Source organism: Pseudoalteromonas sp. JC28 (genome assembly GCF_013319255.1).
Classification (GTDB): Bacteria; Pseudomonadota; Gammaproteobacteria; order Enterobacterales; family Alteromonadaceae; genus Pseudoalteromonas.
This window is the reverse complement of the sequence record NZ_QOKX01000004.1, coordinates 306,736-333,689: the sequence shown is the minus strand read 5'-3', so window position 1 is coordinate 333,689 and position 26,954 is coordinate 306,736. Positions and strand designations below refer to the sequence as shown.

At 43.1% G+C, this 26,954-nt stretch carries 23 protein-coding genes; 13 read left to right on the top strand and 10 right to left on the bottom strand.

The genetic code is table 11. The features are described from left to right. Positions 1 to 191: 191 nt before the first annotated feature. The 3 genes from fabV to DS891_RS11280 all read right to left on the bottom strand — a co-directional run bounded on the left by fabV (position 192) and on the right by DS891_RS11280 (position 2,441). Positions 192 to 1,382, bottom strand: coding sequence for an enoyl-ACP reductase FabV (gene fabV / locus DS891_RS11290; RefSeq protein WP_010606096.1), 1,191 nt, complete (start codon positions 1,380 to 1,382; stop codon positions 192 to 194). Between the two features lie 105 nt (positions 1,383 to 1,487). Next, complete coding sequence (locus DS891_RS11285; RefSeq protein ID WP_010372214.1) at positions 1,488 to 1,802, bottom strand: BolA family transcriptional regulator; 315 nt, start codon at positions 1,800 to 1,802, stop codon at positions 1,488 to 1,490. 45 nt (positions 1,803 to 1,847) lie between these two features. After that, positions 1,848 to 2,441 carry an alpha-ketoglutarate-dependent dioxygenase AlkB gene (locus DS891_RS11280; RefSeq protein ID WP_010606095.1) on the bottom strand — a complete coding sequence of 198 codons (594 nt, stop codon included), beginning with the start codon at positions 2,439 to 2,441 and terminating at the stop codon, positions 1,848 to 1,850. A gap of 38 nt (positions 2,442 to 2,479) precedes the next feature. On the opposite strand from DS891_RS11280, the gene DS891_RS11275 reads away from it, so the two are divergent. The 4 genes from DS891_RS11275 to DS891_RS11260 are packed head-to-tail and all read left to right on the top strand — an operon-like array spanning position 2,480 to position 6,184. Continuing rightward, a complete protein-coding gene (locus tag DS891_RS11275; protein WP_010606094.1) occupies positions 2,480 to 3,610 on the top strand; it encodes a methyltransferase in 1,131 nt (376 codons plus the stop codon). Positions 3,611 to 3,614: 4 nt separating this feature from the next. Then, a complete protein-coding gene (locus tag DS891_RS11270; RefSeq protein ID WP_010606093.1) occupies positions 3,615 to 4,172 on the top strand; it encodes a YajG family lipoprotein in 558 nt (185 codons plus the stop codon). Beyond that, positions 4,172 to 4,789: a peptidylprolyl isomerase gene (locus DS891_RS11265; protein WP_010606092.1), complete on the top strand. Its 618-nt coding sequence runs from the start codon at positions 4,172 to 4,174 to the stop codon at positions 4,787 to 4,789. Before DS891_RS11270 ends, DS891_RS11265 begins: the two co-directional genes overlap by 1 nt. Before the next feature lie 9 nt (positions 4,790 to 4,798). Beyond that, positions 4,799 to 6,184, top strand: a complete 1,386-nt coding sequence (locus DS891_RS11260; RefSeq protein WP_010606091.1) for an MFS transporter — start codon at positions 4,799 to 4,801, stop codon at positions 6,182 to 6,184. A 44-nt stretch (positions 6,185 to 6,228) separates the two neighbouring features. Here DS891_RS11260 and DS891_RS11255 read toward each other — a convergent pair whose 3' ends face one another. Continuing rightward, a complete protein-coding gene (locus DS891_RS11255) occupies positions 6,229 to 6,471 on the bottom strand; it encodes a helix-turn-helix transcriptional regulator (RefSeq protein WP_017216404.1) in 243 nt (80 codons plus the stop codon). Between the two features lie 741 nt (positions 6,472 to 7,212). Continuing rightward, complete coding sequence (gene erpA / locus DS891_RS11250) at positions 7,213 to 7,551, bottom strand: iron-sulfur cluster insertion protein ErpA (RefSeq protein WP_010372235.1); 339 nt, start codon at positions 7,549 to 7,551, stop codon at positions 7,213 to 7,215. A gap of 336 nt (positions 7,552 to 7,887) precedes the next feature. Between erpA and DS891_RS11245 the strand changes: the two genes are divergently transcribed. The 5 genes from DS891_RS11245 to DS891_RS11225 all read left to right on the top strand — a co-directional run bounded on the left by DS891_RS11245 (position 7,888) and on the right by DS891_RS11225 (position 14,471). Beyond that, positions 7,888 to 9,570 carry a chloride channel protein gene (locus DS891_RS11245; protein WP_010606088.1) on the top strand — a complete coding sequence of 561 codons (1,683 nt, stop codon included), beginning with the start codon at positions 7,888 to 7,890 and terminating at the stop codon, positions 9,568 to 9,570. Between the two features lie 20 nt (positions 9,571 to 9,590). Beyond that, positions 9,591 to 10,025, top strand: coding sequence for a CopD family protein (locus tag DS891_RS11240; protein ID WP_174169843.1), 435 nt, complete (start codon positions 9,591 to 9,593; stop codon positions 10,023 to 10,025). A gap of 123 nt (positions 10,026 to 10,148) precedes the next feature. Continuing rightward, positions 10,149 to 11,165 carry an aspartate carbamoyltransferase gene (locus tag DS891_RS11235; protein ID WP_174169842.1) on the top strand — a complete coding sequence of 339 codons (1,017 nt, stop codon included), beginning with the start codon at positions 10,149 to 10,151 and terminating at the stop codon, positions 11,163 to 11,165. Positions 11,166 to 11,177: 12 nt separating this feature from the next. Further along, on the top strand, positions 11,178 to 12,458 hold the full coding sequence (hemL, locus tag DS891_RS11230) for a glutamate-1-semialdehyde 2,1-aminomutase (RefSeq protein WP_174169841.1): 1,281 nt from the start codon (positions 11,178 to 11,180) through the stop codon (positions 12,456 to 12,458). A gap of 168 nt (positions 12,459 to 12,626) precedes the next feature. Next, positions 12,627 to 14,471: a methyl-accepting chemotaxis protein gene (locus DS891_RS11225; RefSeq protein ID WP_174169840.1), complete on the top strand. Its 1,845-nt coding sequence runs from the start codon at positions 12,627 to 12,629 to the stop codon at positions 14,469 to 14,471. Positions 14,472 to 14,512: 41 nt separating this feature from the next. Here the strand turns inward: DS891_RS11225 and DS891_RS11220 are convergent, their stop codons facing one another. From DS891_RS11220 to DS891_RS11200, 5 genes are all read right to left on the bottom strand, one after another. Next, the gene (locus DS891_RS11220) at positions 14,513 to 17,494 is read right to left on the bottom strand and encodes a TonB-dependent receptor (RefSeq protein ID WP_174169839.1); all 2,982 of its coding nucleotides are present in this window, start codon (positions 17,492 to 17,494) and stop codon (positions 14,513 to 14,515) included. 126 nt (positions 17,495 to 17,620) lie between these two features. Continuing rightward, positions 17,621 to 19,945 carry a penicillin-binding protein 1B gene (gene mrcB / locus DS891_RS11215; protein WP_174169838.1) on the bottom strand — a complete coding sequence of 775 codons (2,325 nt, stop codon included), beginning with the start codon at positions 19,943 to 19,945 and terminating at the stop codon, positions 17,621 to 17,623. 161 nt (positions 19,946 to 20,106) lie between these two features. Further along, positions 20,107 to 21,336: an ammonium transporter gene (locus tag DS891_RS11210; RefSeq protein WP_010606081.1), complete on the bottom strand. Its 1,230-nt coding sequence runs from the start codon at positions 21,334 to 21,336 to the stop codon at positions 20,107 to 20,109. A 13-nt stretch (positions 21,337 to 21,349) separates the two neighbouring features. Beyond that, positions 21,350 to 21,688, bottom strand: a complete 339-nt coding sequence (locus DS891_RS11205) for a P-II family nitrogen regulator (protein ID WP_010372259.1) — start codon at positions 21,686 to 21,688, stop codon at positions 21,350 to 21,352. 189 nt (positions 21,689 to 21,877) lie between these two features. Next, positions 21,878 to 23,107: a diguanylate cyclase gene (locus DS891_RS11200; protein WP_010372263.1), complete on the bottom strand. Its 1,230-nt coding sequence runs from the start codon at positions 23,105 to 23,107 to the stop codon at positions 21,878 to 21,880. A gap of 276 nt (positions 23,108 to 23,383) precedes the next feature. Here DS891_RS11200 and DS891_RS11195 point away from each other — a divergent pair, with 276 nt between their 5' ends. The 4 genes from DS891_RS11195 to rpiA all read left to right on the top strand — a co-directional run bounded on the left by DS891_RS11195 (position 23,384) and on the right by rpiA (position 26,952). Continuing rightward, positions 23,384 to 24,895 (top strand): S10 family peptidase, encoded by a 1,512-nt coding sequence (locus DS891_RS11195; protein WP_174169837.1) that lies wholly within the window; start codon positions 23,384 to 23,386, stop codon positions 24,893 to 24,895. A 139-nt stretch (positions 24,896 to 25,034) separates the two neighbouring features. Continuing rightward, a complete protein-coding gene (locus tag DS891_RS11190; RefSeq protein ID WP_174169836.1) occupies positions 25,035 to 25,568 on the top strand; it encodes a hypothetical protein in 534 nt (177 codons plus the stop codon). After that, entirely contained in the window at positions 25,565 to 26,194 is a 630-nt protein-coding gene (locus DS891_RS11185; RefSeq protein WP_174169835.1) for a 5-formyltetrahydrofolate cyclo-ligase, read from the top strand. Before DS891_RS11190 ends, DS891_RS11185 begins: the two co-directional genes overlap by 4 nt. A gap of 104 nt (positions 26,195 to 26,298) precedes the next feature. Next, positions 26,299 to 26,952: a ribose-5-phosphate isomerase RpiA gene (gene rpiA, locus DS891_RS11180; protein WP_010372275.1), complete on the top strand. Its 654-nt coding sequence runs from the start codon at positions 26,299 to 26,301 to the stop codon at positions 26,950 to 26,952. Positions 26,953 to 26,954 lie beyond the last annotated feature (2 nt).

Here is a 26,954-nt window from a genome sequence, read left to right as displayed (position 1 = left end):
ACTTTAACGTGGATTTAGATTAGTTGAAAAATCCATCACTGGAAGGAGTATAGACCAAAGTTGCATAGATAAAATTTTTCTTACCCTAATCTGCAAAATAAGTAAAAATTCACGGTCAAACAAAAACGGGCAAAGTACCAATTAGCACTTTGCCCGCAAAATCAAAAACAGTGAGATCAAAAACCGTGAAATTAAACGAGGTGATTAATTTCTACCGTTGCATCCACATCAGCTTCGTAATCTACGCCGTCAACCCCGAAGCCGAATAGCTTCAAGAATTCGTTGTGGTAACCAACATAATCCGTCAATTCATCAATTGTATCTGTGTCAACAGTATCCCAAATAGTTTGCACACGAGCTTGAACGCCGTCTTCTAGTTCCTTATAGTTTTGGAACAAGTGACCGCCATCATCAAAGCGTGGCGATTGACCATATAGATTTTCAGTAAACAGCCCATGAATTTGCTCGATTGTCCCTTCATAAGTTCCATCACCTTTCATCACTTTAAATAGTGCAGAGATATAAAGAGGCATAATTGGAATAGCAGAGCTTGCCTGCGTCACTACTGCATTCAGTGAAGACACATACGCTTCGCCTTTAATATCCGCTGTAGTTTCACGAATTGCCTGCGTCGCACGGTCCAAGTCTTCTTTTGCTTTACCAATAGTCGCATGACCGTATATCGGCCAAGTCAGCTCTTTACCAATATAAGTATATGCCGTTGTCTTGAAACCATCAGCCAGTACATCAGCTTGCTTAAGCGCATCAATCCAAAGTTCCCAGTCTTCACCACCCATCACTTTAACCGTATTAGCAATTTCGTCTTCGTTAGCAGCTTCAACTGTCATTTCATCAATAACGCGCTTTGAAGTATTTAGGTTTTTAGTTGTGATAGCTGAGCCAATTGGCTTAAGTGTTGAAGAGTAAACTTCATCAGATTTAGGGTCTTTACGACGAGGAGACGCAAGGCTATATACCACTAAATCTACTTTACCCAACTCAGCTTTGATGGTGTCGATGGTTTTTTGCTTCAACTCATCAGAAAACGCATCACCATTGATATTTTTAGACCATAAACCCGCTTCTTCTGCAGCTTGCTGGAATGCAGCCGTATTATACCAACCCGCTGACGCGGTTTTCTTCTCTGAGCCTTCTTTTTCAAAGAAGATACCTAGCGTTTTCGCACCGGCACCAAATGCAGCCGTGATACGCGACGCCAAGCCATAGCCTGTCGATGCACCAATTACTAATACATTCTTAGGACCATTTTCGATTTGGCCTTGTTGTTTTACGTATTCAATCTGTTCTTGAACGTGTGCAGCACAGCCTACTGGATGCGCATTAGTACAAATAAATCCACGAATTTTTGGTTTGATGACCATAAGAGATCCTATCCATTGATTTGATACAAAATAAAAGTGAGATTGGTCTCACTTTATTAAAATTACTGCGTAGTGTACTGGCAGATATGTAAAACACACATCTGATCAGCTATCGAACTTAGAGCCACCCAAGCATTTTGGTGACTCTGGCGTCTGACCTTCTTTGTCCGAAAACTCTTCTGGTGTATAGGCATGAATGGCCAAAGCGTGAATATGGTTTTGTAATTCATCTTTTAGCACTTCATTGATCTTTCGGTGACGTTGCAGCAACCTCTGGCCGATAAATTGTTCGCTTACAACAATGACTTTAAAATGAGACTCTTCGCCACGGCTGTGCATATGGCTTTCATTGATAACGTTCAGATGCTTGCACGCAACGGCTTCAGCTATTTTGTCATAAATCTGTGATTGCATTGACATTATACTTTGTCTCCTTGAGCAATTCGTGACGCTACTATACGCCGTTCAGCGCGTATTTCCAACACTTCGAAAAGTAAGATTAATACGCCCCTGAGTCACCTTGGCCTGCTTTGGCAAAGCATGTTGATAGTCGCGCTGACTATCACCTTGCATTACCAATAGGCTGCCAGTTTCCAATAAAATGTCGGTTACAGAGTGGCTTACTTTGTGGCGTATTTTAAATTTGCGGGTCGCGCCAAGCGACAGTGAAGCGATTGTGGGCGTCAAACCAAGTTCGGGTTCATCATCACTGTGCCAGCCCATACTGTCTTGACCATCACGATAAAAATTAGCCAATACCGCATTAAAAGGAATATTAAATCTGCGTTCTAGCGTTTGTCTCATCCCAAGCAATACCGAAGGCCAAGGAGCATTTTCAAGTCGCTTTCCAGAATAACTGTAATGCACGTCAGGGTCGGCAATAAATCGTTCAAGTCGAGGCGTTTGATGGGTCTTACCAAATAAGGTGATGGTATTTTGCTGCCACGCAAGGCTATTCAGTAGTACATTATATAGCGCTAGACTTTTATCGAAGCTAATAGCCTGTGCTTGATAGCTAAAACCGCACGGCAAGTTCCGTGCTTTGTCTACTGCTCTCATGTTAAACTACCCGCTGCTTTTATTTATAGAACATTCACATGACGACTGATGCAATTCTAGCCGGAAACCCTTTTACGCTACATAGGTTTCCACTCGATCAAAAAAATCGTAGCTTACAAGCTTGGGATTCAGCCGACGAATACCTGTTAGATTATGTCTTTGAACATCACCGCGATGCAAATCGTATTCTCATTCTCAACGATAGTTTTGGCGCATTATGCTGTGCACTTGCTGACAAGCACTGTACGGTAGTGACCGACTCTTATGTAAGTACCCTCGCCTATGAGTATAATTTAGAGGCCAACGAACTTGCGGACGCTAAGGTTGATGTACTCACTAGCATGGATGAGCTGCCAAAAGATATCGATCTGATATTAATAAAAATTCCCAAAAATTCAGGGCTATTGCAATCGCAACTTGCACAATTAAGTAAACTGACTACAGACATTCCCGTAATTGCGGCTGGCAAAGCAAAAGAAATTCACACCTCAACATTAAAAAGCTTTAGCCACTTTTTGACGGAGCCAACGACTAGCTTAGCGGTAAAAAAATCGCGTTTAGTGTTCAGCAAGACGTCAGCCAAAGCCATTGATAGTAAATTCCCTGTGTCTTGGCCGCTGGAAAAAACCGATTTTGCCTTGTCGAATGAAGCAAATGTCTTCTCACGAGATTCTCTTGATATTGGCGCACGTTTTTTTATCAATTACCTTCCTATGGGGAAAAAACCATTGAAGGTCATTGATCTCGGCTGTGGTAACGGTGTTATTGGATTGATGACGCTCGCAAAAATGCCAAATGCCACCGTCACCTTTATCGACGAGTCCGCGATGGCAGTGCATAGCGCGGAGCAAAATATCGTCAATAACCTACCCGAGCGTGTTGCTGATTGTCAGTTCGTACAAAACGACTGCCTTACGGGTTTTGAAAATTACGGTGCGGATCTGATACTGTGTAACCCGCCATTCCATCAGGCCAATGCAATCACCGATCACATCGCTTGGCAGATGTTTTTACAAGCTAAGGCAGCGCTTCGCCATGGGGGAGAGTTAAGAATTATCGGTAACCGCCACTTGGAATATGACGACAAACTCAAGCGCTTATTCGGTAACAGCAAGACACTAGGCAACAACAAAAAATTCACTGTTTTAAGTGCAATAAAAAGGAGCTAACTTCATGCGTTTTTCATTGCTGATTATTCTGCTAACCTTGATACTCGTGGGCTGTGAAAGCTCACCACGCAGTGTCATTCTTCATCCGGAATATCAAGGTCCTTCGTCAAACGCGCTTGCCGCCAACGTGGCGGTACAAGTAAACGACCTACGGACTACAAAATACACCATTCGCGTGAAGAACCAAGAACCCGCACTTTACGTACCTGATGCTAATTTACCGGTTAACTTCAATCAGGTATTAACGCAAGCACTCACTGCACATGGCGCGCAAATAACACCGGTTGCAGCAACGCAAGTCACTGTGGATATCAATCGCTTTAAAGCCATTATTGAGGAGTCTTTCTCGACTCACCAAAGTGATGCTGAAGCTGACGTCACCGTACTGATAAAGCAAGGCACTCGCAGTTTCAAAAAGCAATATAAAGGTAGCGCTAATTTAAATGGTCCACTAAAACACGACCAAGCTAAAATCGAAGAACAGCTCAACAATCTAGCTCAACAGGTTGTTACTCGAATCATTCAAGATCCTGAATTTATTCAATTTGTGAGAGGAAGTTAATGAAAAAAATAATTCTAAGCTTAACCATCCTATTATTAAGTATGAATGTATTTGCCGAAATGAACGGTAAATTTGTACAAAAGAATAACCTATTCCCTCGAGTTCAAATCAATACTAGTAAAGGGCCTATTATTGTCGAACTAGACAGATCGAGAGCGCCTATAACAGTAAATAACTTTTTAACTTACGTTATTAACAAAGATTATAACGGCTCTGTCTTTCATCGAGTTGAGCGTGATGAAGCCAACGAAAAAGACTTTGTTATCCAAGGTGGAGGTTACGACAAAGAGTACGATGGTATGTTTGAGCGCGAAGCTATCTTCAATGAAAGCGGTAATGGCTTGAAAAATGATATGTATACTATTGCCATGGCCTACCAAGACAACAAACCACACTCAGGTACTAGGCAGTTTTTCTTTAATATGGATGACAACGATCACTTGAACCCAGGTAGAGGCTGGGGTTTTGCCGTATTCGGGAACGTCTCTGAAGGTTATGAAACACTGGACGCAATTATGAAGGTGGAAACCGGCTACAATGAAAAACTTGGCTATACCTTTATACCTAAAGAGCCCGTCATTATTCTTTCAGTTGAAGTATTAAAGCAGCCAGAGTAATTACCTTTTATGTTGATATCATCTAGCTTTTCGCAATATCTCGGTTATTACAAAGACAAACGTCTATTAACTGTCTTTGCTTTTGGAATAAGTAGCGGTTTTCCTTGGGTATTGATTGGCTCTGTGATGTCAGCTTGGCTTAAAGATGAAGGGTTAAGCCGTAGCACCATTGGCCTATTTGGCCTAGTATATGGTGCCTATACAATCAACTTTTTGTGGTCCCCACTCGTTGACCGAATAAAAATCCCCCTGCTGTACAATCGCTTAGGGCAACGACGAAGTTGGATAGCAGGTTGTCAGTTTATTATTATTATTGCCACCTTTGCATTAGCCACTATTTCAATTAAAGACCATCTTTCACATGCCGCATTATTGTGCTTTATTATTGCGTTATTTTCAGCTACCCAAGATATTGCAATAGATGCTTATCGCATCGACATTTTACCAGAAGACGAAAGTGAAAAGGCAACGGCAGCGGCAGCGATGGCGACTTCAGGTTGGTGGTCTGGCTATGCCTTACTTGGTGCAATTCCATTCTTTATGGCTGATTTACCTGGCTTTAGTTGGCCCATTATCTATCAGATGCTAAGCGTCATCGTAGTGTGTTTATTAGTTGTCACTTTGTTGGCAAAAGAACCAAAATCTCATCGGGAGCAAGTACAAGCACAGCTACAGAAGAGTTACGAGCATAAACTTAACCACAGCGCATCATCAAATGCTTCTAAAAAGATCTATGCCTGGCTTGCTGTGACTCTGGTTGAACCCTTTAAGCGATTTTTTGAAAAGAATGGGGTTAAAACTGCATGTGCACTACTCGCCTTTATTTTCCTATTTAAGATAGGAGAAGCTTTCTTAGCCCGTATGTCCATCGTATTTTATAAAGAAGTGGGGTTTTCAAACACCCAAATTGGGCAATATTCTAAGCTTGGTACCGGTGTGATCACTATCGTATTTGCTTTTCTTGGCAGTATCTTTAACCATAAATACGGTATCGTAAAGGGCTTATTTATTAGCGGCGTTGCTATGGCCGCATCAAATTTAATGTTCTCTTGGATTGCAATTGCAGGACCTAAAGAACACCTTTACGCACTGGCAATTGTAGTGGATGGCTTTACCCAAGCTTGGTCACTAGTAGCGATGGTAGCATTTATTTCTATGCTCTGTGATAGAGCGTTTAGCGCAACCCACTATGCCTTACTTGCATCACTTGGCAGTTTAGGCCGTACTGTGCTGTCAGGCTATAGTGGTTTTGTGATAGATGATTTGCTTGGAGGTAATTGGGCACTCTTCTTCGCGTTAACTGCGCTTATGGTGCTTCCGTCATTATTGTTTTTATATTTAATTCGGCACAAGCTTTATGCTATTGAAAAGGCGTATCATGCTAACAAAGACTAGAGGTGCAGGTCCTTGCACCTTTTACGTTTTTGCTAACTAAACGCTTATTGATCTTCTTTGATTAGCTGTAAGCCCTCATAAGGATCAACTTCTAACGCTTCGCAGTAACGTAAAAACTCAATAACATCCAATCGACGCTCTTGGTTTTCAATTTTACCGATGAATGAATGAGGCGTACCCAACACCTGCGCAAGACTACGCATTGTGTGACCTTTCTCGTGGCGCTTTGATTTTAGCCACTTCGTTAGTTTGCCGTTTTCTTCAGAAGAAACCGTTTTACCCATCATAATTAAACATCTCCTACTAGATGAAAGACTAAATTATCTAAATGAAATATGCCCGTCTCATTTAGTTATTATCTAAATATTACAGTTGTAGCTTATCGAAGAACTCTACAATGCAAAATGTTAAGCTTGTATGAACTCAGCATTTTGTCTTTAGAACTCGATCAAGCCTACAGTTTACCCCGAATGCGGTACAACTTACCAGCTAGCTGCGATAAATTGTGCCAAACCAGTAACACGTAGACAAAATGTTAACTTGTCCCTATGTACCCAATTAGGTATAGACTAAAACACGCGTAACACCTAATTAATTTTTTACTTTTTATTAATTCATTAAGGGTTGTAATATCCAGTAACACTTTAACAAATTTTTTAAAAAATGTACCAGTATTTGAAATAAATTATTTTTCTTTAAAAAATAAAAACTTACAGCTAACATTTACTAAGTGGTTAAAAAAGAGGCTATTACTAGATGATTCGATTACTGTTTTTACTGCCAATTCTATTGTGCTTAGGCTGGGTTTACTTCCTTCGTTCAAACGGCGTGCCGCTTAAGCAAGGGAAAAAAGGCTTTATCTACATCTTAGTATTTTCATCTTTTGTTTTAGGTTTTTTTGTCTTAATGATGTATCTAACAGGTAGTTTGTGACAAATAAAGCAAATTGAGTTTTGATGGGCAGAAACAAAAAGAGCCATGACAAAAGCATGACTCTTTAGCTTAGCAGAACGTAGTGCGAATAATGTCTAGACGCTGAAACTTGCACCACAGCCACAAGTGGTTGTTGCATTGGGATTATTCACAAAGAAACGTGCGCCCTCAAGCCCTTCGGTATAATCTACGATACCGTCAATTAGATACTGAATACTCATTGGATCGACAACCATAGTGACACCGTTTTTTACGATTTCCAAATCACCTGGATTTACTTTTTCATCGAAAGTGAAACCATATTGAAAGCCTGAGCAACCGCCACCCGTTACATACACGCGTAGCTTAAGATTGGCATTCTCTTCTTCTTCAATAAGTTCCTTTACGCGGCTTGCAGCAGCGTCAGAAAACTGAATTGGTAATTGTTCAGACATAGATTTAGACCCCTAATCCTGTAATCTGCAAATTATCTAATACCTGAGTATTTTAATCAAGTATAGCGTTTGTACCAGTCACATTTGTTAAGCTACCTCTTTTTAAAGAAAAAGAGAGCCCCATTGATTACACCGCAAAATTTTTCTACTTTTTCCCATCGAGAAACTTTTAACTCTATGTGCTGCAAACTCATGCGCCCATATTGATATAAATTGGTAACAGCACGTTTAACCAAGGAAAATATGACTATTGCCTTAGTTAAGTTGCGTTGGCACAAGGACTTAGTATAAAAAATTTGATATTCTTAAACGGTTTACTATTGTGGAATGACGTTCATGTCGTTGGATACATTAAGACGAAGCCTTGCAAAACCTAAAACTTCAGCGCAACTGTGCCTACTTGGTGCCGGTGCAGGCCTGCTTGCAGCGATACTTATCATTGCTTTTCGTCTTACTATTGAATTAATCCAAGGCACATTTCTCGATAAACCAGATGACTTTACTGAGCTTTCTGAGCTACATCGACTATTTTTGCCTGTCCTTGCCGCGCTACTCATCGCTGTCTTTGCTGCTTTGACAGGGTTTAAGCACTACCGTTTGGGCATTCCATATGTGATCAATCGGATCAAACACCACTACGGTCATATGCCAATTTGGAATTCTGCCAACCAGTTTTTTGGTGGTGCTGTTGCTTTGATCAGTGGTTTCTCTGTTGGTCGAGAAGGACCATCTGTACACATGGGGGCTACAGCTGCAAGCGTTCTATCAGAGCGTTTACATCTACCACTCAATGCTGCGCGAACTTTGGCCGGATGCGGTGTAGCTGCAGGTATTGCCGCCTCATTTAATACCCCACTCGCGGCAGTGATATTCGTCATGGAAGTCGTGCTCCGGGAGTATAAAATCCACATTTTCGTTCCCGTGATGTTGGCTTCAGTGATCGGTGCGATGAGCACGCAATATGTGTTTGGTAACAGTTCCGAGCTGGCACTCATTCATATCACCCCGTTGAGTTTTTGGCATTACCCTTATTTAATTATTTGTGGTGCAGCATTAGGGGCGGTTGCTTTTGCCTTTAATCAAAATCTAATGCTGATCATCAAAACTTTTAAGCCCATCAGTATGTTTCCTCGTCTTCTATTAGCGGGTTTAATTGCGGGATTAATTGGCTATGCCGTACCAGGGGCCATGGGCTCAGGTATGAGCGCTATCACCCAAGCAGTTGAATCTCCGCATAATTTACAACTACTTACCACAATTTTGATTGCCAAGCTGATGGCAACTTTATTTGCGATTGGACTTGGTATTCCCGGTGGTATTATTGGTCCAGTGATTGGGCTTGGGGTTATCATGGGCACCTTAATGTCTTTCTTTGCCCAGTTTATAGAACCAAGCGTTGATGTTGCAGGAACTTATGGTGTACTCGGTATGGCAGGCTTACTTGCTGCGACTTTGCACGCCCCGCTTGCTGCGCTTACTGCGGTGATGGAGCTGACTTCAAACCCAAAAATAATCGTTCCAGCTATGCTGGTGATCACCACCGCTTACGTTACGGCTTTACAGGCGTTTGGCAATCGCTCCATTTTTATTCAACAACTGGACTTTCAAGGACTACCTTACCAAGTATCGCCCGCAAAAGAGGCATTGCAGAAAGTGGGGATAGTGGCTGAGATGGATGAGAATTTTAAACTGCTCTATTCCGACGACAAAGAGCAAATAAAAGAAACCCTATCCGCGGTTGATAGCCAAACACCGCTTATTGTTTATGACGAACAAAGCGGCTACCGCTTAGCCGAATACGATTTGAACTTAATCTCCGAGGGCAGCGTATCGGTCTCTTATATCGAGCTGCAAGGATTAAGCACACAAGCGACCTTAGCAGATGCTTTTGATGTGCTAAAAGATAAACGTTCAGGCGCGGTGTATATATACAATCAAAAGGATGATAAACAAATACTTGGATTATTGCGATGGGACCAAATTCGTCACATACTCACCACCAGAAACAGTTTACTCTAGCCTAAAAAGTGGAATTTATAATGAGCTTATTGCTAACGTATAAAGCCTTACATATCTTTTTTATGATTGCCTGGTTTGCAGGGATTTTTTATCTGCCACGTCTCTTTGTATATCACGCGATGACTGAAGAAAAATCTTGCAGCTCAATGCTCAAAATCATGGAGCGCCGCCTACTCTATTTTGTAACCCCATTTGCTATTCTCACCGCTGTGTTTGGGGTCTTAACGATTACAGAATACGGACGCGAATGGTTTAAGCACAGTATGTGGCTGCACTACAAGCTGACTTTAGTGATTTTACTTTATATTTATCATGGCTATTGCTTTAAATTGCTTGTCGATTTCAAACATGATCGCAATCGTAAAAGTGACAAGTTCTATCGTTTTTTCAACGAATTTCCCGTGCTAATCCTATTAGCCATTGTCTTTCTTGCCGTTTTAAAACCTGCACTGTAACCGTGCATTATTGGGGGTACTTGGGTATAATATGCGCCCAAGTAACCGCCCACAATCTGCGTGTTATCTGGTTGGGTAAGCGACCTGCAACCCGGTAGTCAATTTGTCTTTAGGAATCGCCAAATGTTCAGTTTCCAAGGTGAAAACATTCTTTCTGTCAATCAATTAGACAGAGATTCTATTGAACACATCTTCTCCATTGCCAAAAAAATGGAACCCTATGCTAAAAAGCAAAAACGTACCCAAGTACTCAATGGGGCGATTTTGGCAAATCTATTCTTTGAACCAAGTACGAGAACACGCGTAAGTTTCGGCACCGCATTTAACCTGCTCGGCGGCCTAGTCCGTGAAACCACAGGTATGCAAAGCTCAGCACTGACAAAAGGCGAATCTTTGTATGATACCGCCCGTGTGATTTCCGCTTATGCTGACGCGGTGGCAATGCGCCACCCAGATGCAGGTTCAGTAGCCGAGTTTGCAACCGGTTCCGATGTTCCTGTCATAAACGGGGGCGATGGCCCTAATGAGCACCCTACCCAAGCTCTGTTGGACTTACTGACAATTGACCGGGAGCTTAGCCGCTTTGGTACTGGAATTGATAACATGCACATCGCCCTAGTCGGGGATTTAAAATACGGCCGCACCGTGCATTCTTTATCAAAGTTACTTAGCCACTACAAAGATATCCACTTTACAATGGTTGCACCGGATGGCTTACAAATGCCTCAGTCTATTTTAGATGTCGTAGACAATGCCGGTCACCGTGTCGAAGTCGTGTCTAAGATGGAAGGCAATTTAGCTGCCGATATCGTTTATCAGACCCGTATTCAAGAAGAGCGTTTCCCTTCTCAAGAAGAAGCAAACAAATACCGTGGTGGTTTTAGGATCAGCCAAGCGATTTATGACGCTCACTGTAAACCTAGCTCAGTATTAATGCACCCATTACCTCGCGACAGCCGTAGCGATGCAAACGAGCTAGACAACGACCTAAATAACAATGACAACCTAGCTATCTTCCGCCAAGTTCAAAATGGTGTATTGATCCGTATGGCACTTTTTGCCCTAACGCTAGGTGTTGAAAACCAAGTGGAAAAACACGAGGTAGAAGTACCTTGGTTTAGCCGCAAACGTGAAAGCTAAAAAGGATCGACAATGACAATCAGTCAAGACTTATTCAAACGCGCCCAAAACTCAATCCCTGGAGGCGTTAACTCTCCTGTTCGCGCTTTTAATGGTGTAGGTGGTACGCCACTATTTATCACCAAAGCCGAAGGCGTTCACACCTTTGATGCCGATGGTAAACAGTACATTGATTATGTGGGTTCTTGGGGCCCGATGATCTTAGGTCATAACCATCCTGAGATTAAACAAGCAGTGCTTGAAGCGGTTGAAAATGGCCTATCGTACGGCGCGCCGACGGAAACTGAAATCCTAATGGCGGAAAAAGTAAAAGCGCTAGTACCATCTATTGAAAAAGTACGCATGGTAAGCTCTGGTACAGAAGCGACCATGAGCGCTATTCGCCTTGCTCGTGGTTACACCGGCCGCGATAAAATCTTAAAGTTTGAAGGCTGCTACCATGGTCACGCTGACTCTTTGCTTGTTAAAGCAGGCTCAGGAGCTCTAACCATGGGCGTGCCTAACTCACCGGGTATTCCTGCCGATTTTGCCAAGCATACGCTAACGGTTTCATTTAATAATCTTGATGAAGTAAAAGCGATTTTTGAGCAGTACAAAGATCAAATCGCCTGTGTGATCATCGAGCCAGTTGCTGGAAACATGAACTGTATTCCACCGGTAGAAGGCTTTTTAGAAGGCCTGCGCGAAGTATGTACTAACAATCAAAGTGTGCTTATCTTTGATGAAGTCATGACAGGCTTTCGTGTTGCACTTGGTGGTGCTCAACAATACTACAACATCACCCCAGACTTGACCTGTTTAGGTAAAGTGATTGGTGGCGGTATGCCAGTGGGTGCGTTTGGTGGTAAAAAAGAGATCATGGATTACATCGCACCTGTTGGTCCCGTTTATCAAGCAGGTACGCTATCTGGTAATCCAATTGCTATGGCTGCCGGTTTAAAAGCGCTAGAGCTGCTTTCAAAAGAAAGGCTACACGCAGAGCTTGAAGCTAAGAGTAAGGCCCTGTGTGAAGGCTTCCAAGCGGCTGCTGATGAAGCTGGTATCGCACTTACGACTAACTACGCAGGTGGTATGTTTGGCTTCTTCTTTACTGACGCTAAGAAAGTAACCAGCTATCAACAAGCAACTGAATGTGACCTAGAGCGCTTCAAAAAGTTCTTCCATCTGATGCTAGATGAAGGCGTTTATTTGGCCCCATCTGCATTCGAAGCGGGTTTCGTGAGCACAATGCATTCTGACAAAGAAATTGCTAACACTATTAATGCTGCAAAGCGTGCATTTGCCAAGTTGTAATTACTGATTGTAACCCACATTAGTTTGTATTTAAAAAGCCCGTTCAGGGCTTTTTTTGTTTTTTCAGCTACGCTTTGAATAAGCTTTTCAAAAGCTTCGGTCTAGTTAACCAAGGCGTACTTAATTAATAACGCTGTGCTAAGTTAAAACTATCATACAGAGGAAGTGATGGCTGGATTTAATACACTAATTAATCCTGCAACCCGTTTGATGGCGCGGTTGCGATACAAAACCAAAATGGCCGTTGTATTTGGTATTTTATTACTACCGCTAAGCCTCAGCTTGTTTTTTCTAAACAGTGTACTTAACCATTCTATTTCTGTCAGTGAGATGCAAAGACAAGGGCTCACGCTTTACCCTAGTATGTTGGAAAACATTTTAGCGGGTAAAGCTTCCGATAATTCAATTTTATTGCAACGCGCTAAGTTACCCAAAGTGAGCGCCGCAGGTGCAAGCGCCCTTGAGCAGCTCTCAATTGCCTCTCAACTTGCCGTCGATGATGATCTTGGACGCAGTTACCTGAATCGCACACTTGTTGAGTCTGCGCCAAGACTTATATCGCAAATCAATCAAATTGAGGCGCAGGCACGCGATATCATCAGTAGAGGCAGTTTTACTCCAGATAGTTTTATTGCACTGTCCAATTTAAACAAAGGATTACCTGGCGTCACGACACAATTTTCAGGCAAACTTAACATTGCTATCAATGATAATCAGCGACTCAAAAAGCAGCTTAGTCAGCCCTTAGCTGAGCTTGAGTCTAGTCTCTCTGATTACCAGCAAGCGGTGAAAACAGGCTTGTTAGACCCTGATGAACTAGCACTCTCACAAGCGCAATTTAACCGTTACTACCAAAGTGCAAGTGATGCTATCAAGCAGTTTGTTAATGTTGCAACACCCACGCTTGCCGGGCTTGTCGCCGAAAAACAAAACCAGCAACGGTGGATCAGAAACACCGTTGCCATGGCTTCGCTACTCTCACTGATCATCGCTATTTATCTTATGGTTGGCTTTTACTTGTCGGTCATGGGCACCATCACGACTTTCTCACATGCCGCGCAGGCCGCCTCTCGAGGGGATTTAAGCATCAAAGCGCAGGCAACTGGCTCTGACGAGCTTAGCCAAATTATTGAACAATTTAATGCGGTACTACATGCCTTTATCTCTTTACTTGGTAGCGTTCGATTAAGTAGTGACGAGCTACAGCAAGCAACAAAAACACTCAATAAGATAAGCCAAGATACTGAGAAGGACGTCGCCCAGCAAGAGAATAAAATCCAGTCTATTCACCACTCACTCGAGAATATGGCACAATCCGCTCGCTCGGTTGAGGATGCCGCATTTAACGCCACAGAGCTGGCCTCCGTAGCAGCCAAACAAGTAAAGCAAAGTAGTGTCAATACCACAGCCCTAGCAGAACAAATGACCGAGCTACAAACTGAGTTTCAACAAAGTCGTGCGGCCTTAGATAAGCTCGCAGAAGACACGCAAAACATTAGTCAGGTGAGTTCCGCGATTAGAGAAATTGCCGAGCAAACCAACTTACTCGCGCTCAATGCCGCAATTGAGGCTGCTCGTGCAGGTGAACAGGGCCGAGGGTTTGCAGTAGTAGCGGATGAAGTTAGAACGCTTGCGCAAAGAACGCAGCAACAAACAGAGGAAATACACAATATTATTCAATCTTTACAAGCTGCATCCAGAGACACGCAAGACAAAATGCGCAGCAGTGAAGACAATATGGCACAAAGCGTTATCGCCGCGAATGATACTAATGAAGTCCTACAGCACGCCGAGCAAAGCATGCGAGACATAGACGAGCAAGGGAAACTGATAAGTCAGCTGGTACAACAACAAACTCAAGCAACAGAGCAGGCTTTAAATGAATCCTCTGAGATTAACGAGCTTGCTCAACACACATTGAGTTCAGCACGAGAAACTCAAGCTAATGCGTTCTTACTTACCGATACTGCAGCCGTTATGGAGGAAAATATAACTAAGTACAAAACGGAATAAAAAAGGGAAGCTAAGCTTCCCCTATAACATGGTATTAAGTATTAAAACTTAAATGTCGCACTCAAGCGAATCTTACGAGGCTCTTGGAAGTACTTAGGTAACAGGTAGTCTGGATCTGGATCACCACGATACCCTTCGAAATTATCACCTTCATCAGGTACTGTTTTTCTAATTTCAGAAACTTCATTATACTTGGTCGGTTTATCGTTATTAAACACGTTGAACACGTCCGCTCTGAATGTCAGATCGTGATCATAAACAGTCGTGTTATATTGTAAGCTCAAGTCTAGACTCCAAGTGTTAGGGGTAGTCCCTAAAGAGCCACGAGGTACGAGCTCGCCACCGCGATAAAATGACTCTGCATCGTAGTAAGATGCGAATACATCTGTCGGGTGATATCCATAAGCCCCATATGGACGACCCGTCTGCCATAAGAAGTTTGAACCTAACAGAATATTTTCTGTGATTTCGTAAGCAAACTGAGCTTTGATCTGATGACGTCTGTCATTAGGCAAGTTGCCTTTTGCACCATCAGTCAAGCCTGGTTGGTCAAAGTTGGTTGTTGCACCCGCATCATCTTGCTCGTTATCTGAGCGTACGAAACCTTCATTATTACCCCAGCTATGCGCCCAAGTATACGTTAGATCTAACATCCAACCATCGCCCCAAGCTTTGCTAAGGTTGATGTCAACAGCCCCATATTGACGCTCTGACTCTGGATAACCTAGGTATGAAGCTGGAATAGTATACTCTTGGTTTGCTAGCGGTCCATCACCATCAGGGTCAGTCGCAAAGGTTACATCTGAACCAGGGTTGGTTAGCACATAGTAATGGAAACCATCACACACTGTACAACCACTGCCAAACTCAGCTTTTAAATAGTCGTCAAAGCCTTTGTCAACCGCAATGTCCTCAAGCGAGCTACCAAGATTACGGTAAGTCCCTTTAACACCTAAGCTCCAATCATCATCAAGCATCATCTGAAAACCTAAAATAAATTCATCTTGATACATAGGATCTAGGTCTTGATTAACGGTTTCAGCGGTGTTTTTCAAAGTACCATCTGCTAGTACCAATAAGCCACCTGTCGCTTCACCTAAAATTGGCTCTTTAGAAATATCATCGGCGATACCAAGTACTTCAAATTGCTGGCGAGTATAAAGCTCATCACCTGCCATACGAACGTTTGTATTCGTTGCAACCGGTAAGAAATAGCGGCCAAAATTAGCAAATACTTTAAACTCACCTTCCCCGTATGGGTCCCAACTTAAACCAACTCGAGGAGCCCATTGGTCGCTCACATCAATAAACTTTTCACCTGCTTTATTATAGTTTTCAAAGGTTTCGTTTCTTAAGCCTAAAGTAACAGTTAGATCGTCAGTGACAGTCCACGTATCAGTAATATAATAGGCTGAACTATTGGTTTCAAAATCACCGATATTGCGGTATATCTCTTTACGTACTGACGTACACGATGAAGGGTCTCCTGCACGTACAGCGTCCATATCCGCACAGCCTTCGTAACGATATGAAGCACCGCCAGCACGCTGTGTCTGGTTAACCGCCTCTAACTCTTCTCTATCAATACCAAAACGTAGAGTATGATTATCCGTCACATACCAATCAAAATCTAAGCGGTAAGCTGTTCGTTTATCTTCTTCCAAGCTAGGTGTACTTAGTGCCCAATCACCCAGATCAGTACTAGAGAAGCGCTCGTATACACGTGGATACTCACCAAAAGGTGAACTACCTGCGTTAACGTTACTGTAGTTTGCTTCATTTACACCATACATTGCGCTCATTGTGAATGTATCAGTCAAAATACCTGTATATTTGAATGAGTAAGTTTTACCACCACGCTTTTGAGTGTAGTCTCCTCGACGAGAAGTCGTTTTGTGCGCTTTTGAATCCCAGTTATATTTCACACTATCAAGATCACTTGAGCTATCCCACCCAGTAAACTCAATAATGTGATCATCTGTAATGTAATAATCTAATTTAAGAGCAAGGAACAAATCGCCTGATTCACGAACGTATTTTGTTGACTCCTCTGCGTAATCAGAATCACGTTCGTTATAATTAGCAAGGCCAAAGAAGAAAAGTTTATCTTCTATCAACGCACCACCAGCGTACAGTGTATATTCGTTTTTACCTACTTTTCGTTCTTCTTGGTCACGGTGATAAATATCCGTACCATAAAGAGCTTCACCTTCCGCCGAACGATAAGCCTGAGGACTAGTCTCGCGCAGTGAGCTTGGCTCTAAAACTACCCCGCCACCGTACTCAAAAGTATTGCTACCGCGACGTGTTGTGGCATTAATTACACCACCCGTTGAGCGACCAAACTCGGCAGAGTAACCACCTGTTTTCACCTCAAAGCTATCGTAAAAGTCAAACGGAACATCTGCACCACCTAGACCATTACGGAAGTTTGTGACATTCATACCGTTAACATAGTAGCTGTTTTCACCTACTGATGACCCACCAAACGAAGCGATATTACCGAATGATTCATCACCTTTTGTCGTGCCTGGTGCTAACATTGCAACTGAGGCAATATCTCGCGAAACAGGAACTCGAGCAAGGAACTCTTGGTCGACAATAGTCACCGCTTCACTGGATGCCACATCTATCGAACTAATGCGAGATCCTACAACCTCAATCACTTCAGTACCATTGCTAGAAGTAACAGAGAGTGGAATATTTGTACGTGTACCCACTCTAACATTTACATCTGTTTGCTGGTGTAATATTTGGCCATTCTTTTTAACGGTCACATCATAGGTACCCGCTGGCAACAACGGGAATCGGTAACTACCGTTATTACCTGTAGTAACTACACGCTGCAGTCCAGTATCTTTATTAAGTATCTCAATAGTAACGCCTGATACTGATTCTCCCGCAGTGTTCTCTACAACACCGTATAGAAACCCTGAAGATGTGGCGTCGGCTGCGATCGCGGTACCTGAAACCAAGGCACCAACTACAGCCAAAGAAAGGATATTTCTTTGAAATGTCTTCATTATTATATTTCCTTTGAACATTGTAATTGTTATATGTTCAGTTTCTGTTCCCTGAACGGAAATATACTATGACAAACAAGAGAATAATTAAAGATTAGTTTACAAAAATACTTTCAAGTTCCTAAATTACCAACAACCTGGTCTGGGTTCAAACATACTCTCTCTAATAGGTAGCTGTAATACAGGACCACAACTCGGAGGCGACTGCTTACCCGTTTTCGGATTGATAAAGGCCCAGCGAATGGACTTTGGACGCTCATCAACAATCGCTTGTGGATTCAGCGGCTTGAGATACCGAATATAAAGTTCAAGCGCTCCTTGACTGCCCGTTAATCCCGTTGGCTTATTATCATCACGGCCAATCCAAGCCACGGTGACCGTATTTTGGTCAAAACCTGCAAACCAGCTATCTCTTAAATCATTACTAGTCCCCGTTTTCCCTGCAAGTTGAATTGAGGGGAAGTGAAGGTTAAGACGTTTAGCAGTGCCTTTTTTAGTTACACGCTTCATGCCATATTTCGTCATGTATACCGCATCGCTGTCTAGCGTTTGGTTTTTTTGCACGGGATGTTCGTATACCAGCTTACCCAGTGAATCGGTGATCGCCATGACACTAGTCAACTCGCTCTGCTTACCATCTGCAGCAAGTGTGGTGTACGCCTGTGCAACATCAAAACTGGATAACTCTAACGCGCCCAACAATAAAGAAGGATAAAGTGGAATCGACTTAGAAACACCAAGGTCATTCAAAGTTTGCGCGACTCGATTCACACCCACATCCAAGCCAAGGTTTACTGCTGGAATATTGATACTATTGCTGAACGCTTCAAACATTGGTACTTGGCCTCTGAATTTATGATCAAAGTTCTCTGGAGACCAAACCTTACCTGAACCGTCAGTCACTTCGAGTGGACTGTCATCAAGTAGCATACCCAAATGGTAGTTTGGATTCGACAAAGCGCTCAAATAAATAGCGGGTTTAACCAGTGAACCTATATTGCGCTCGGTGTCTAATACCCGATTAAAACCTGAAAACTTCAACTGGCGACCAGCAACTAACGCCGATACGCCCGCTTTTTCAACATTAACTGACAGCATCGCGGTTTCTAGCTCTTCCGTTTTGAAACGGCGCTCTAAGTAAGGTAAGCCCTTTTTAACAGCATCTTCCATCGCCGTTTGCTTTTGTAAATCTAGGTAAGTAAAAATCCGAATTCCAGAGTCGACAATGTCATCATCAGGCACCAGTTTCTTTAACTCGCGATTCACCAACTCCAAATATCCAGGATAAGACTGCATACGGCTCGCTTTTAAAGGCTGTACATCAATCGGCCTAGAGAGCGCCGCGCGATACTCAGGGGTTGTGATGAGGCCATTTTCCACCATCAACCTTAAGACTAAATCGCGCCTTTCCATTACCCGCTCAGGATATCGTCTTGGGTTATAAAAAGACGGTCCTTTAACCATTGCAACTAACATAGCGACTTGGTCAAACTCAAGCTCGTCCACTGGTTTACCAAAATAAAAATCGGCCGCAAGCCCCATACCATGAACGCCTTGATTATAGGCTTGTCCCAAAAACACTTCGTTTAAATAGGCTTCAAGGATTTCATCTTTGCTATAACGGAAATCTAAAATCAATGCGATGAATGCTTCATTCACCTTGCGGATTAAGGTGCGATCTCTGGTGAGATAAAAGTTCTTTGCGAGCTGTTGCGTAAGCGTACTGCCACCTTGCACAGTTCGCCCCGCTTTGATGTTGGCATACAGCGCACGCAAAATAGACAGCGCAGAAACACCATGATGTTCGTAAAAGTCTCGATCTTCTACCACCAGCAGTGTTTCTTTTAAAATATTAGGGAATTTATCGAACGGAACAAACTCTCGGTCTTGGCGCGATTCATTGCCGATCCGAGCAATCTGCACCGGCTCTAAGCGAGCGCCGGCTAAGCGCCGACCTTGATTATCAACAATATTGGTAAGCTTTTTACCAGCAAAATTAAGCGTAAAAATACGCGCCACTTCTGGGCCATCGTAGAATTCGAACGCGCGACGATGGATGGTGATTGTGCGACCTTGAACGATATATTGACCGGTACGGCTGATACGATTTACACGAGAATAGTTAAGCCGCTTCAGCTCCCACAGCACTTCATCCTCATTAAGGAATTGATCGGGGAAAAACTGCATCGATCTGGCATAAACCTGAACGGGAAGTTCCCACTTATTGCCCTCAAACTGCCGGCTTATTTTGGCGTCTAAGTAGATGATATAGATTGCAACAAGGAATATCGCCGCAATAGTCCCTTTCCAAAAGAAAGACCACAACGTGCTCAGTACACGGCTTTTAACTCTTTGCATCTTAGAACCGTTTTGCTGGGTATTGTTTTTACGCGAAGTGTTCGCTTTGACGTTTGATTTGTTGGCAGGTTTTCGTTTCTTTTTATCCGTCATGACCCAAGTAAAACTAAAAAATGAATCGCAAGATGGTAGGGTAACCTAAATTAACAACTGCTGAAAGTAGAATAATATATATAAAGAAAAGTGAGCCCTGTTGGACTCACTTTGTTTAGACAACGAGAACTTTACAATATTGACTGAGAGCCAAATTGGTATTATTGTCCGCGAACTGTCACGAACTCGGGATAGGCATCTACGCCGCAATCATGTTGATCCATACCGCTTAGTTCTTCTTCTTCGCCAACGCGGATCCCCATGCTCGCTTTCAATACACTCCAGACAATATAAGAAGCAATGAAAACAAAACCTAAAATAGTGATAAGTCCCACAGCCTGACCTTGGAAAGTAGCGTCTGAGTTTGAAAATGGCACCATCATCACACCTAGCGCACCACATATACCGTGAACAGAGATAGCACCGACAGGATCATCAATTTTTGCCTTATCTAGTGCAACGATACTAAACACCACCAATGCACCGCCTATGGCACCGAGAATAAGCGCTAATACAGGTGTTGGAGAGGCAGGCTCAGCGGTAATAGTCACCAGACCTGCTAGCGCACCATTAAGTACCATAGTTAAATCCGCCTTGCCCCACATTAATTTACACACCAACAGTGCAGCAACCGCACCTGCCGCCGCCGCCGCATTGGTATTTAGCATGATTTGGCTGACCGCGATGGCATTTTCTTTGTCGGCAAGGAACAGTTGAGAGCCACCGTTAAAGCCAAACCATCCCATCCACAAAATAAAGGTGCCTAGTGTAGCCAGTGGCATGTTGGAACCAGGAATTGGGTAAATCTCACCATTTTTGCCATATTTTCCTTTGCGCGCACCAAGTAACAGAACACCCGCTAGTGCCGCAGCAGCACCGGCACCATGCACAATGGCTGAACCGGCAAAGTCAACAAAGCCAAGCTCAGATAAGAAACCACCGCCCCACGTCCAATAGCCTTCTAACGGGTAGATAAAACCAGTTAACACCACACAAAATGCTAAAAACGCCCACAATTTCATACGCTCGGCAACAGCGCCAGAGACAATTGACATAGCTGTTGCAACAAATACCACTTGGAAGAAAAAGTCGGATTGCAGTGCATGGTCGGCATCATCAGCTGCACTGCCAATAAGCGCACCGAGACTTGGTAAAACCCCACCTTCGGCATTATCGACATACATGATGTTGTAACCAATAAGCAGATACATAGTACAAGCAATGGCGTACAGTGCGACGTTCTTGGTAAGGATTTCAGTGGTATTTTTTGAGCGTACTAATCCCGCTTCAAGCATAGCGAATCCGGCAGCCATCCACATAACTAAGACACCAGAGATCAAAAAGTAAAAGGTATTTAATGAAAATTTTAGTTCTATTATTGTATTTTCCATTGTTCGGCTCCCCTTAAATGGCTTCTTCATCAAGTTCGCCGGTACGGATCCGAACAACTTGGTCTAAGTCGTAAACAAAGATTTTTCCGTCACCAATTTTTCCAGTGAACGCAGCCTTTGTAACCGTTTCCACAACGCGCTCGGCGTTTTCGCTTAATGTCGCAATTTCTATTTTTATTTTTGGAATGAAATCGACTTGATATTCTGCACCGCGATACAGTTCGGTATGACCGCGCTGACGTCCAAACCCTTTAACGTCAACAACCGTCATACCTTCAATCCCTAGATCGGCTAACGCTTCACGTACCTCATCAAGCTTAAATGGTTTTATTATTGCACTTATCATTTTCATGCTGAGTCCCCTTAGGACAGTTGATCCTGTTGTATGCAGTAATCCAACCTTTATGCCAAATTTTTTATTCCTTAATTAACAATGAATTAAAGTGAGAGGTGGAATTTCACGCATAAAAAATGCACCATCTAGGTGCATTGATATTAAGTCTGAACTGAATTGGTGCATAAACACCCAAATAACGAAAAGCTAATGCGCGATAACGCAATTTCGTTGTTTGTCCTTCGCTTTGTAGAGCGCCTTATCTGCCTTGCGCATTACTTCGCTTAAACTCTTTGATTGGCAAGCCGCGAGGCCAATACTGATGGTGCAATAATGCTTACCCTCAGGAATTTTGAATGCTTGCTGTGCAAGGCGCTCTCTAAAGTCTTCTAGCATGTGCTTTGCCATCTTCATATCTGAGCTTGGAATAAGCAAAGCAAACTCTTCCCCACCGATACGTGCGACAATGTAGTGACCAAATGCACTACGCAGTAAATCAGCAACTTGTTTAAGTACATCATCACCGCTTTCATGGCCATATTGATCATTAATAGACTTAAAGTGATCGAGGTCTAACAATGCCAATATATGCTGGCTCGGTTTGTTCTTGATTAAACGCTCTGCTTGCTGACAAAAATAGCGGCGGTTATAAAGCCCCGTTAAATAGTCTCGATGCGCATATTCTTTGATTTCTGCGATCAAATTGAGCTGTTCCATCGTCTGCATGATACGACAATGAAACTCTTCACTCATAAAAGGTTTTGCCAAAAAGTCATTGGCGCCGTATTTGATAAACTTTGCTGACAAACCATGACTTCCTGCGCCAGACAGACCAATAATCGCCAACTCATCTCGTCCGCGACTATTACGAACGGACTTTACCAACTCAAAGCCATCCATCGTCGGCATCGCAAAGTCCGTCAGTAGTAGCTTAATTTCATGGTCAGATAGCAACATCTCCAATGCCTGTTCGCCATCTTGCGCCTCAAGCACTGTAAATAATTGCTTTTCAAGCATCTGCTTCATTACCGCGCGACTGATCACAGAATCATCAGCGATCAGCGCCTTGCAGCCTTGGTTTCTCAACAGTCTAGATGCTAACTTGACCGCATATAGGTATGAATCGCGGTTATCTTTAATCACATAATCCACCACACCCATTTCAAGCATTTGCTGGCGGCTATATTCATCTATTTTTGAGGTCAACACCACGGTGGGTATTTTGTGGCTAAGCGTGAGCTGCACGACCTCTGCGTCCATCGCATCGGGCAGCGTTAAATCTACCAGCGCCAATGTATATTGGTGCTGTGCTAAGAAGTCCTTACTTTCCTTGAGGGACCAAGCAAAATCGATTTCGACATCTAGATGCTGAGCAGCAAGGTGTCGCAATACCTGTTGTACGACTTTACTGTCTTCAACAATTAAAATTCTTTGCATGGATTGAGATCTCTTAAGTACAACGAGAAGCGCAGTGAAACAAGAATTTAACGAGGCTAAATACTTTATTACTACATAATTAAGTATTAAATATACGCGAATCTTGCACTAAAAAAAACCAAATCGGCTCAAATTCGTTACTTTTCGATAAACGAGGTTACAACAGCCTATTTTTCAAACCTGCCGTTTTTTTTGTTGAGTTTGTCTCAACGGCTTTGAATTTCAGATGAAATACTTCTTTAATGCAGACATACCTAATGCAATATCGAGGAAGCAATGAAAAAACTACTACCACTATTGCTCGTGAGTTGTGCCCTACTCTCAGCACCAAGCATAGCTGAAGAGCACAACCGCGCAATTGAGATAGATCATAAAATAACAACTGAGCATAGAGCCGAAATAAAAGGTGAACGTATTAACTACACCGCGACAACAGGCACGCAGCCGGTGTGGAATGAAAACGGCGACGCAGTTGCAACGTTGCATTACACCTACTACAAGCGCACAAAAATCAAAGATATGAGCAAACGTCCGCTGCTGATCTCATTTAACGGTGGTCCGGGCTCTGCTTCCGTGTGGATGCACATTGCCTATACAGGCCCAAGAGTATTAAAAATTGATGACGAAGGATATCCACTGCAACCTTACGGCTTGAAAGACAACCCATATTCAGTGCTAGATGTTGCCGATATTGTTTATGTAAACCCAGTCAACACAGGTTATTCTCGCGTACTCAAAAATGCTGAAGGTAAATATCCGAGTAAAGCCGAACAAACAAAGATGTTTTTTGGCGTCAACGCGGACGTGAAGTACTTAGCCGAATGGCTCAATACATTTATTCATCGCAATGAGCGTATGCTTTCTCCTAAGTACCTGATTGGTGAGAGCTACGGCACGACTCGAGTGTCAGGTCTTGCGCACGCGATGCAAAACAATCAGTGGCTTTATCTCAATGGCGTGGTGTTGGTATCTCCTACAGAAATCGGCATTAAACGAGAAGGTCCGGTTGAAGTGGCAAACCGTTTACCGTATTACGCTGCCGCCGCTTGGTACCACAAAGCGCTGTCTTCTGAATTGCAAAATAAAGATTTACTCGAAGTACTTGCAGAGGTTGAACAATATACGGTTGATCAGTATCTTCCCGCACTCGCCAAAGGCGCATTTATCAGTGCCCAAGAAAAGCAAAGTGTGACACAGGCCGTTGCTAAATATAGTGGCTTAAGCGAGCGCTTTGTAGCTCAAAACAACCTAGATATTCCTACTGCGGCATTTTGGAAAGAGCTATTGCGTGAGCGTGGCTATACCCTAGGTCGGTTGGACTCACGCTATCTTGGTATCGATAAAAGAGACGCTGGTTCTCGCCCTGATTATTGGCCTGAGCTGACCTCTTGGTTGCACTCATTTACGCCAGCGATTAATCATTACTTCGCTACAGAACTCAACTATAAAACCGATGTAAAATATAATATGTTTGGTTCAGTTCACCCTTGGGATAGTAGCGATAATAATGTCGGTGAACAATTACGATTAGCGATGGCACAAAACCCTTACCTAAACGTGATGATCCAGTCTGGCTACTACGATGGCGCAACGAATTACTTTGATGCCAAGTACAATATGTGGCAACTCGATCCGAGCGGAAAAATGCGTGATCGCTTAAGCTTTAAAGGTTACCGCTCCGGGCACATGATGTACCTGCGTCATGAAGATTTACAAAAATCGAACGAAGATCTCCGCGACTTTATCTTAAAAACAACACCCAAAGCAGATCAGTCAGCGCTTTACTAAATTCCCAACCCATTGTGGCCGCGCAAGCGGTCACTTATCTTAATGCTCACCGGGTTGTAAAAATTTCCTTTTATCCTTCTACAGTTACCTATAATCTAGATATACTCAATACTATCTCTCTACAACTTAGGCACGCACCATGAACGAGCAGTTTAAAGTCGTCTTCGTTGGCATGGCCGACGGTAAGGATCAACAAAGCGCCGCTATCGCGATGGCAGACAGGTTGAAAACCTCACCCTCAAAGATCCAGCAATTTTACGCTGGCAAAAACTTGTTTGCTCCTGCAGATAAAGCCAAAGCGCTAAAACAGGTAAAATTACTTGCAAGCGCGGGGATCAACGCCAAGCTACAAAGCCAAACAGTCGCTACCCCAACCAACGCAGATCAAGAGCGCGTATTTGAAGCGCTGGATTACATCACAAGTAGTCTAATACGCATCGAAGAGCGATTAGAGGAACTTGAGCAACGCGTAGCACCAACTCCCCATACTAAAATAGAAGATACAACAGACGAAGAGTGGGAGACGAAGGAGCTATTTGATGAGCTGGACTTTGAGCCTAGCCCTCCAGCTAAATCTAAGACTTGGCTATATTATCTGCTCGCTGTATTAATTATTTTGTTTATTCTGCTTGGTGTAAGTTTGTTTTTCCCTGAGTGGCTCGCGTTAGAATGAATAAAACTAATAACAACACAAATAAATCTCAAGTTACTCGTGCTGATTTGAGAAAAATGATTAGAAACGCAAGAAACTCGCTATCAGCAGAGCAACAGAATACAGCCGCGGCACATCTCAACATTAATTTTTTTCAACAAATAAACCTCCCAAAAAATGCCAATATAGGGGTCTATATTCAAAACGATGGCGAACTAGATACATCCCTTTTAATTCAATCATTTTGGGATAAAAATCACCAGGTTTTCTTACCCGTAATCCATCCCTTCAACCCTGCAAATTTACTCTTCCAGAAGTATGAAAAAAACTCACCCATGAAGGCAAATCGCTATGCTATCTTGGAACCTAAGTTAGATTGTTCAGCTGTGGCACCGCTTGCATCATTGGATTTACTTTTGATGCCTCTGGTTGCTTTTGATGAGCAAGGTAATCGCCTCGGTATGGGCGGTGGGTACTACGATAGAACATTGGCGTTACATTACGCTGAGCAGCGAGCTAAACCAGCACTTGTTGGCCTTGCTCATGATTGCCAGCAAGTTCCGAGCTTACCAACAGCAGCTTGGGATGTACCGCTCCCAACTATCCTCACTCCGACCAAACTGTACACTTGGCCAAAAAATAATTGAGCAGGCAAATAGTTAAGCGCATTTTGAGGCACTTTTGACCATGACGCTGACACTTTGATTGAGTTATACTCCATACAACTTCAATGACAACTAAGTGTAGCGTTATGACTCAAGATGAAATGAAAAAAGCCGCGGCATGGGCAGCTTTGAACTATGTAGAAGAAAACACCATTGTTGGGGTTGGTACAGGCTCAACGGTAAACCACTTTATTGATGCGCTTGGCAGTATCAAGGATCAAATCAAAGGGGCAGTATCAAGCTCTGAAGCTTCAACAGAGAAGCTAAAAGCACTTGGTATTGAAGTTTTCGAGCTAAACGATGTGTCAGAGCTTGCGGTATATGTTGATGGCGCAGATGAAATCAACAGCACCAATGAAATGATAAAAGGCGGTGGCGCAGCACTGACGCGCGAGAAAATCGTTGCAGCCGTTGCCAAGAAATTTGTTTGTATCGTTGATAATACAAAGCATGTTGAGACGCTAGGCGCATTTCCACTACCTGTTGAAGTGATCCCTATGGCGCGTAGCTACGTGGCAAGAGAGTTACTAAAATTAGGTGGCGATCCGGTTTACCGCCAAGGCGTTATCACTGATAACGGCAATGTCATTCTTGATGTGCATGGCCTAGAAATTAGCGCAGCAAAAGCGCTTGAAGAAAAAATTAACCAGATTGTTGGCGTCGTGACTAATGGCTTATTTGCCGCGCGTGGCGCTGACGTTGTAATAACAGGCACTCCAGAAGGGCCTAAAATCAACTAGTG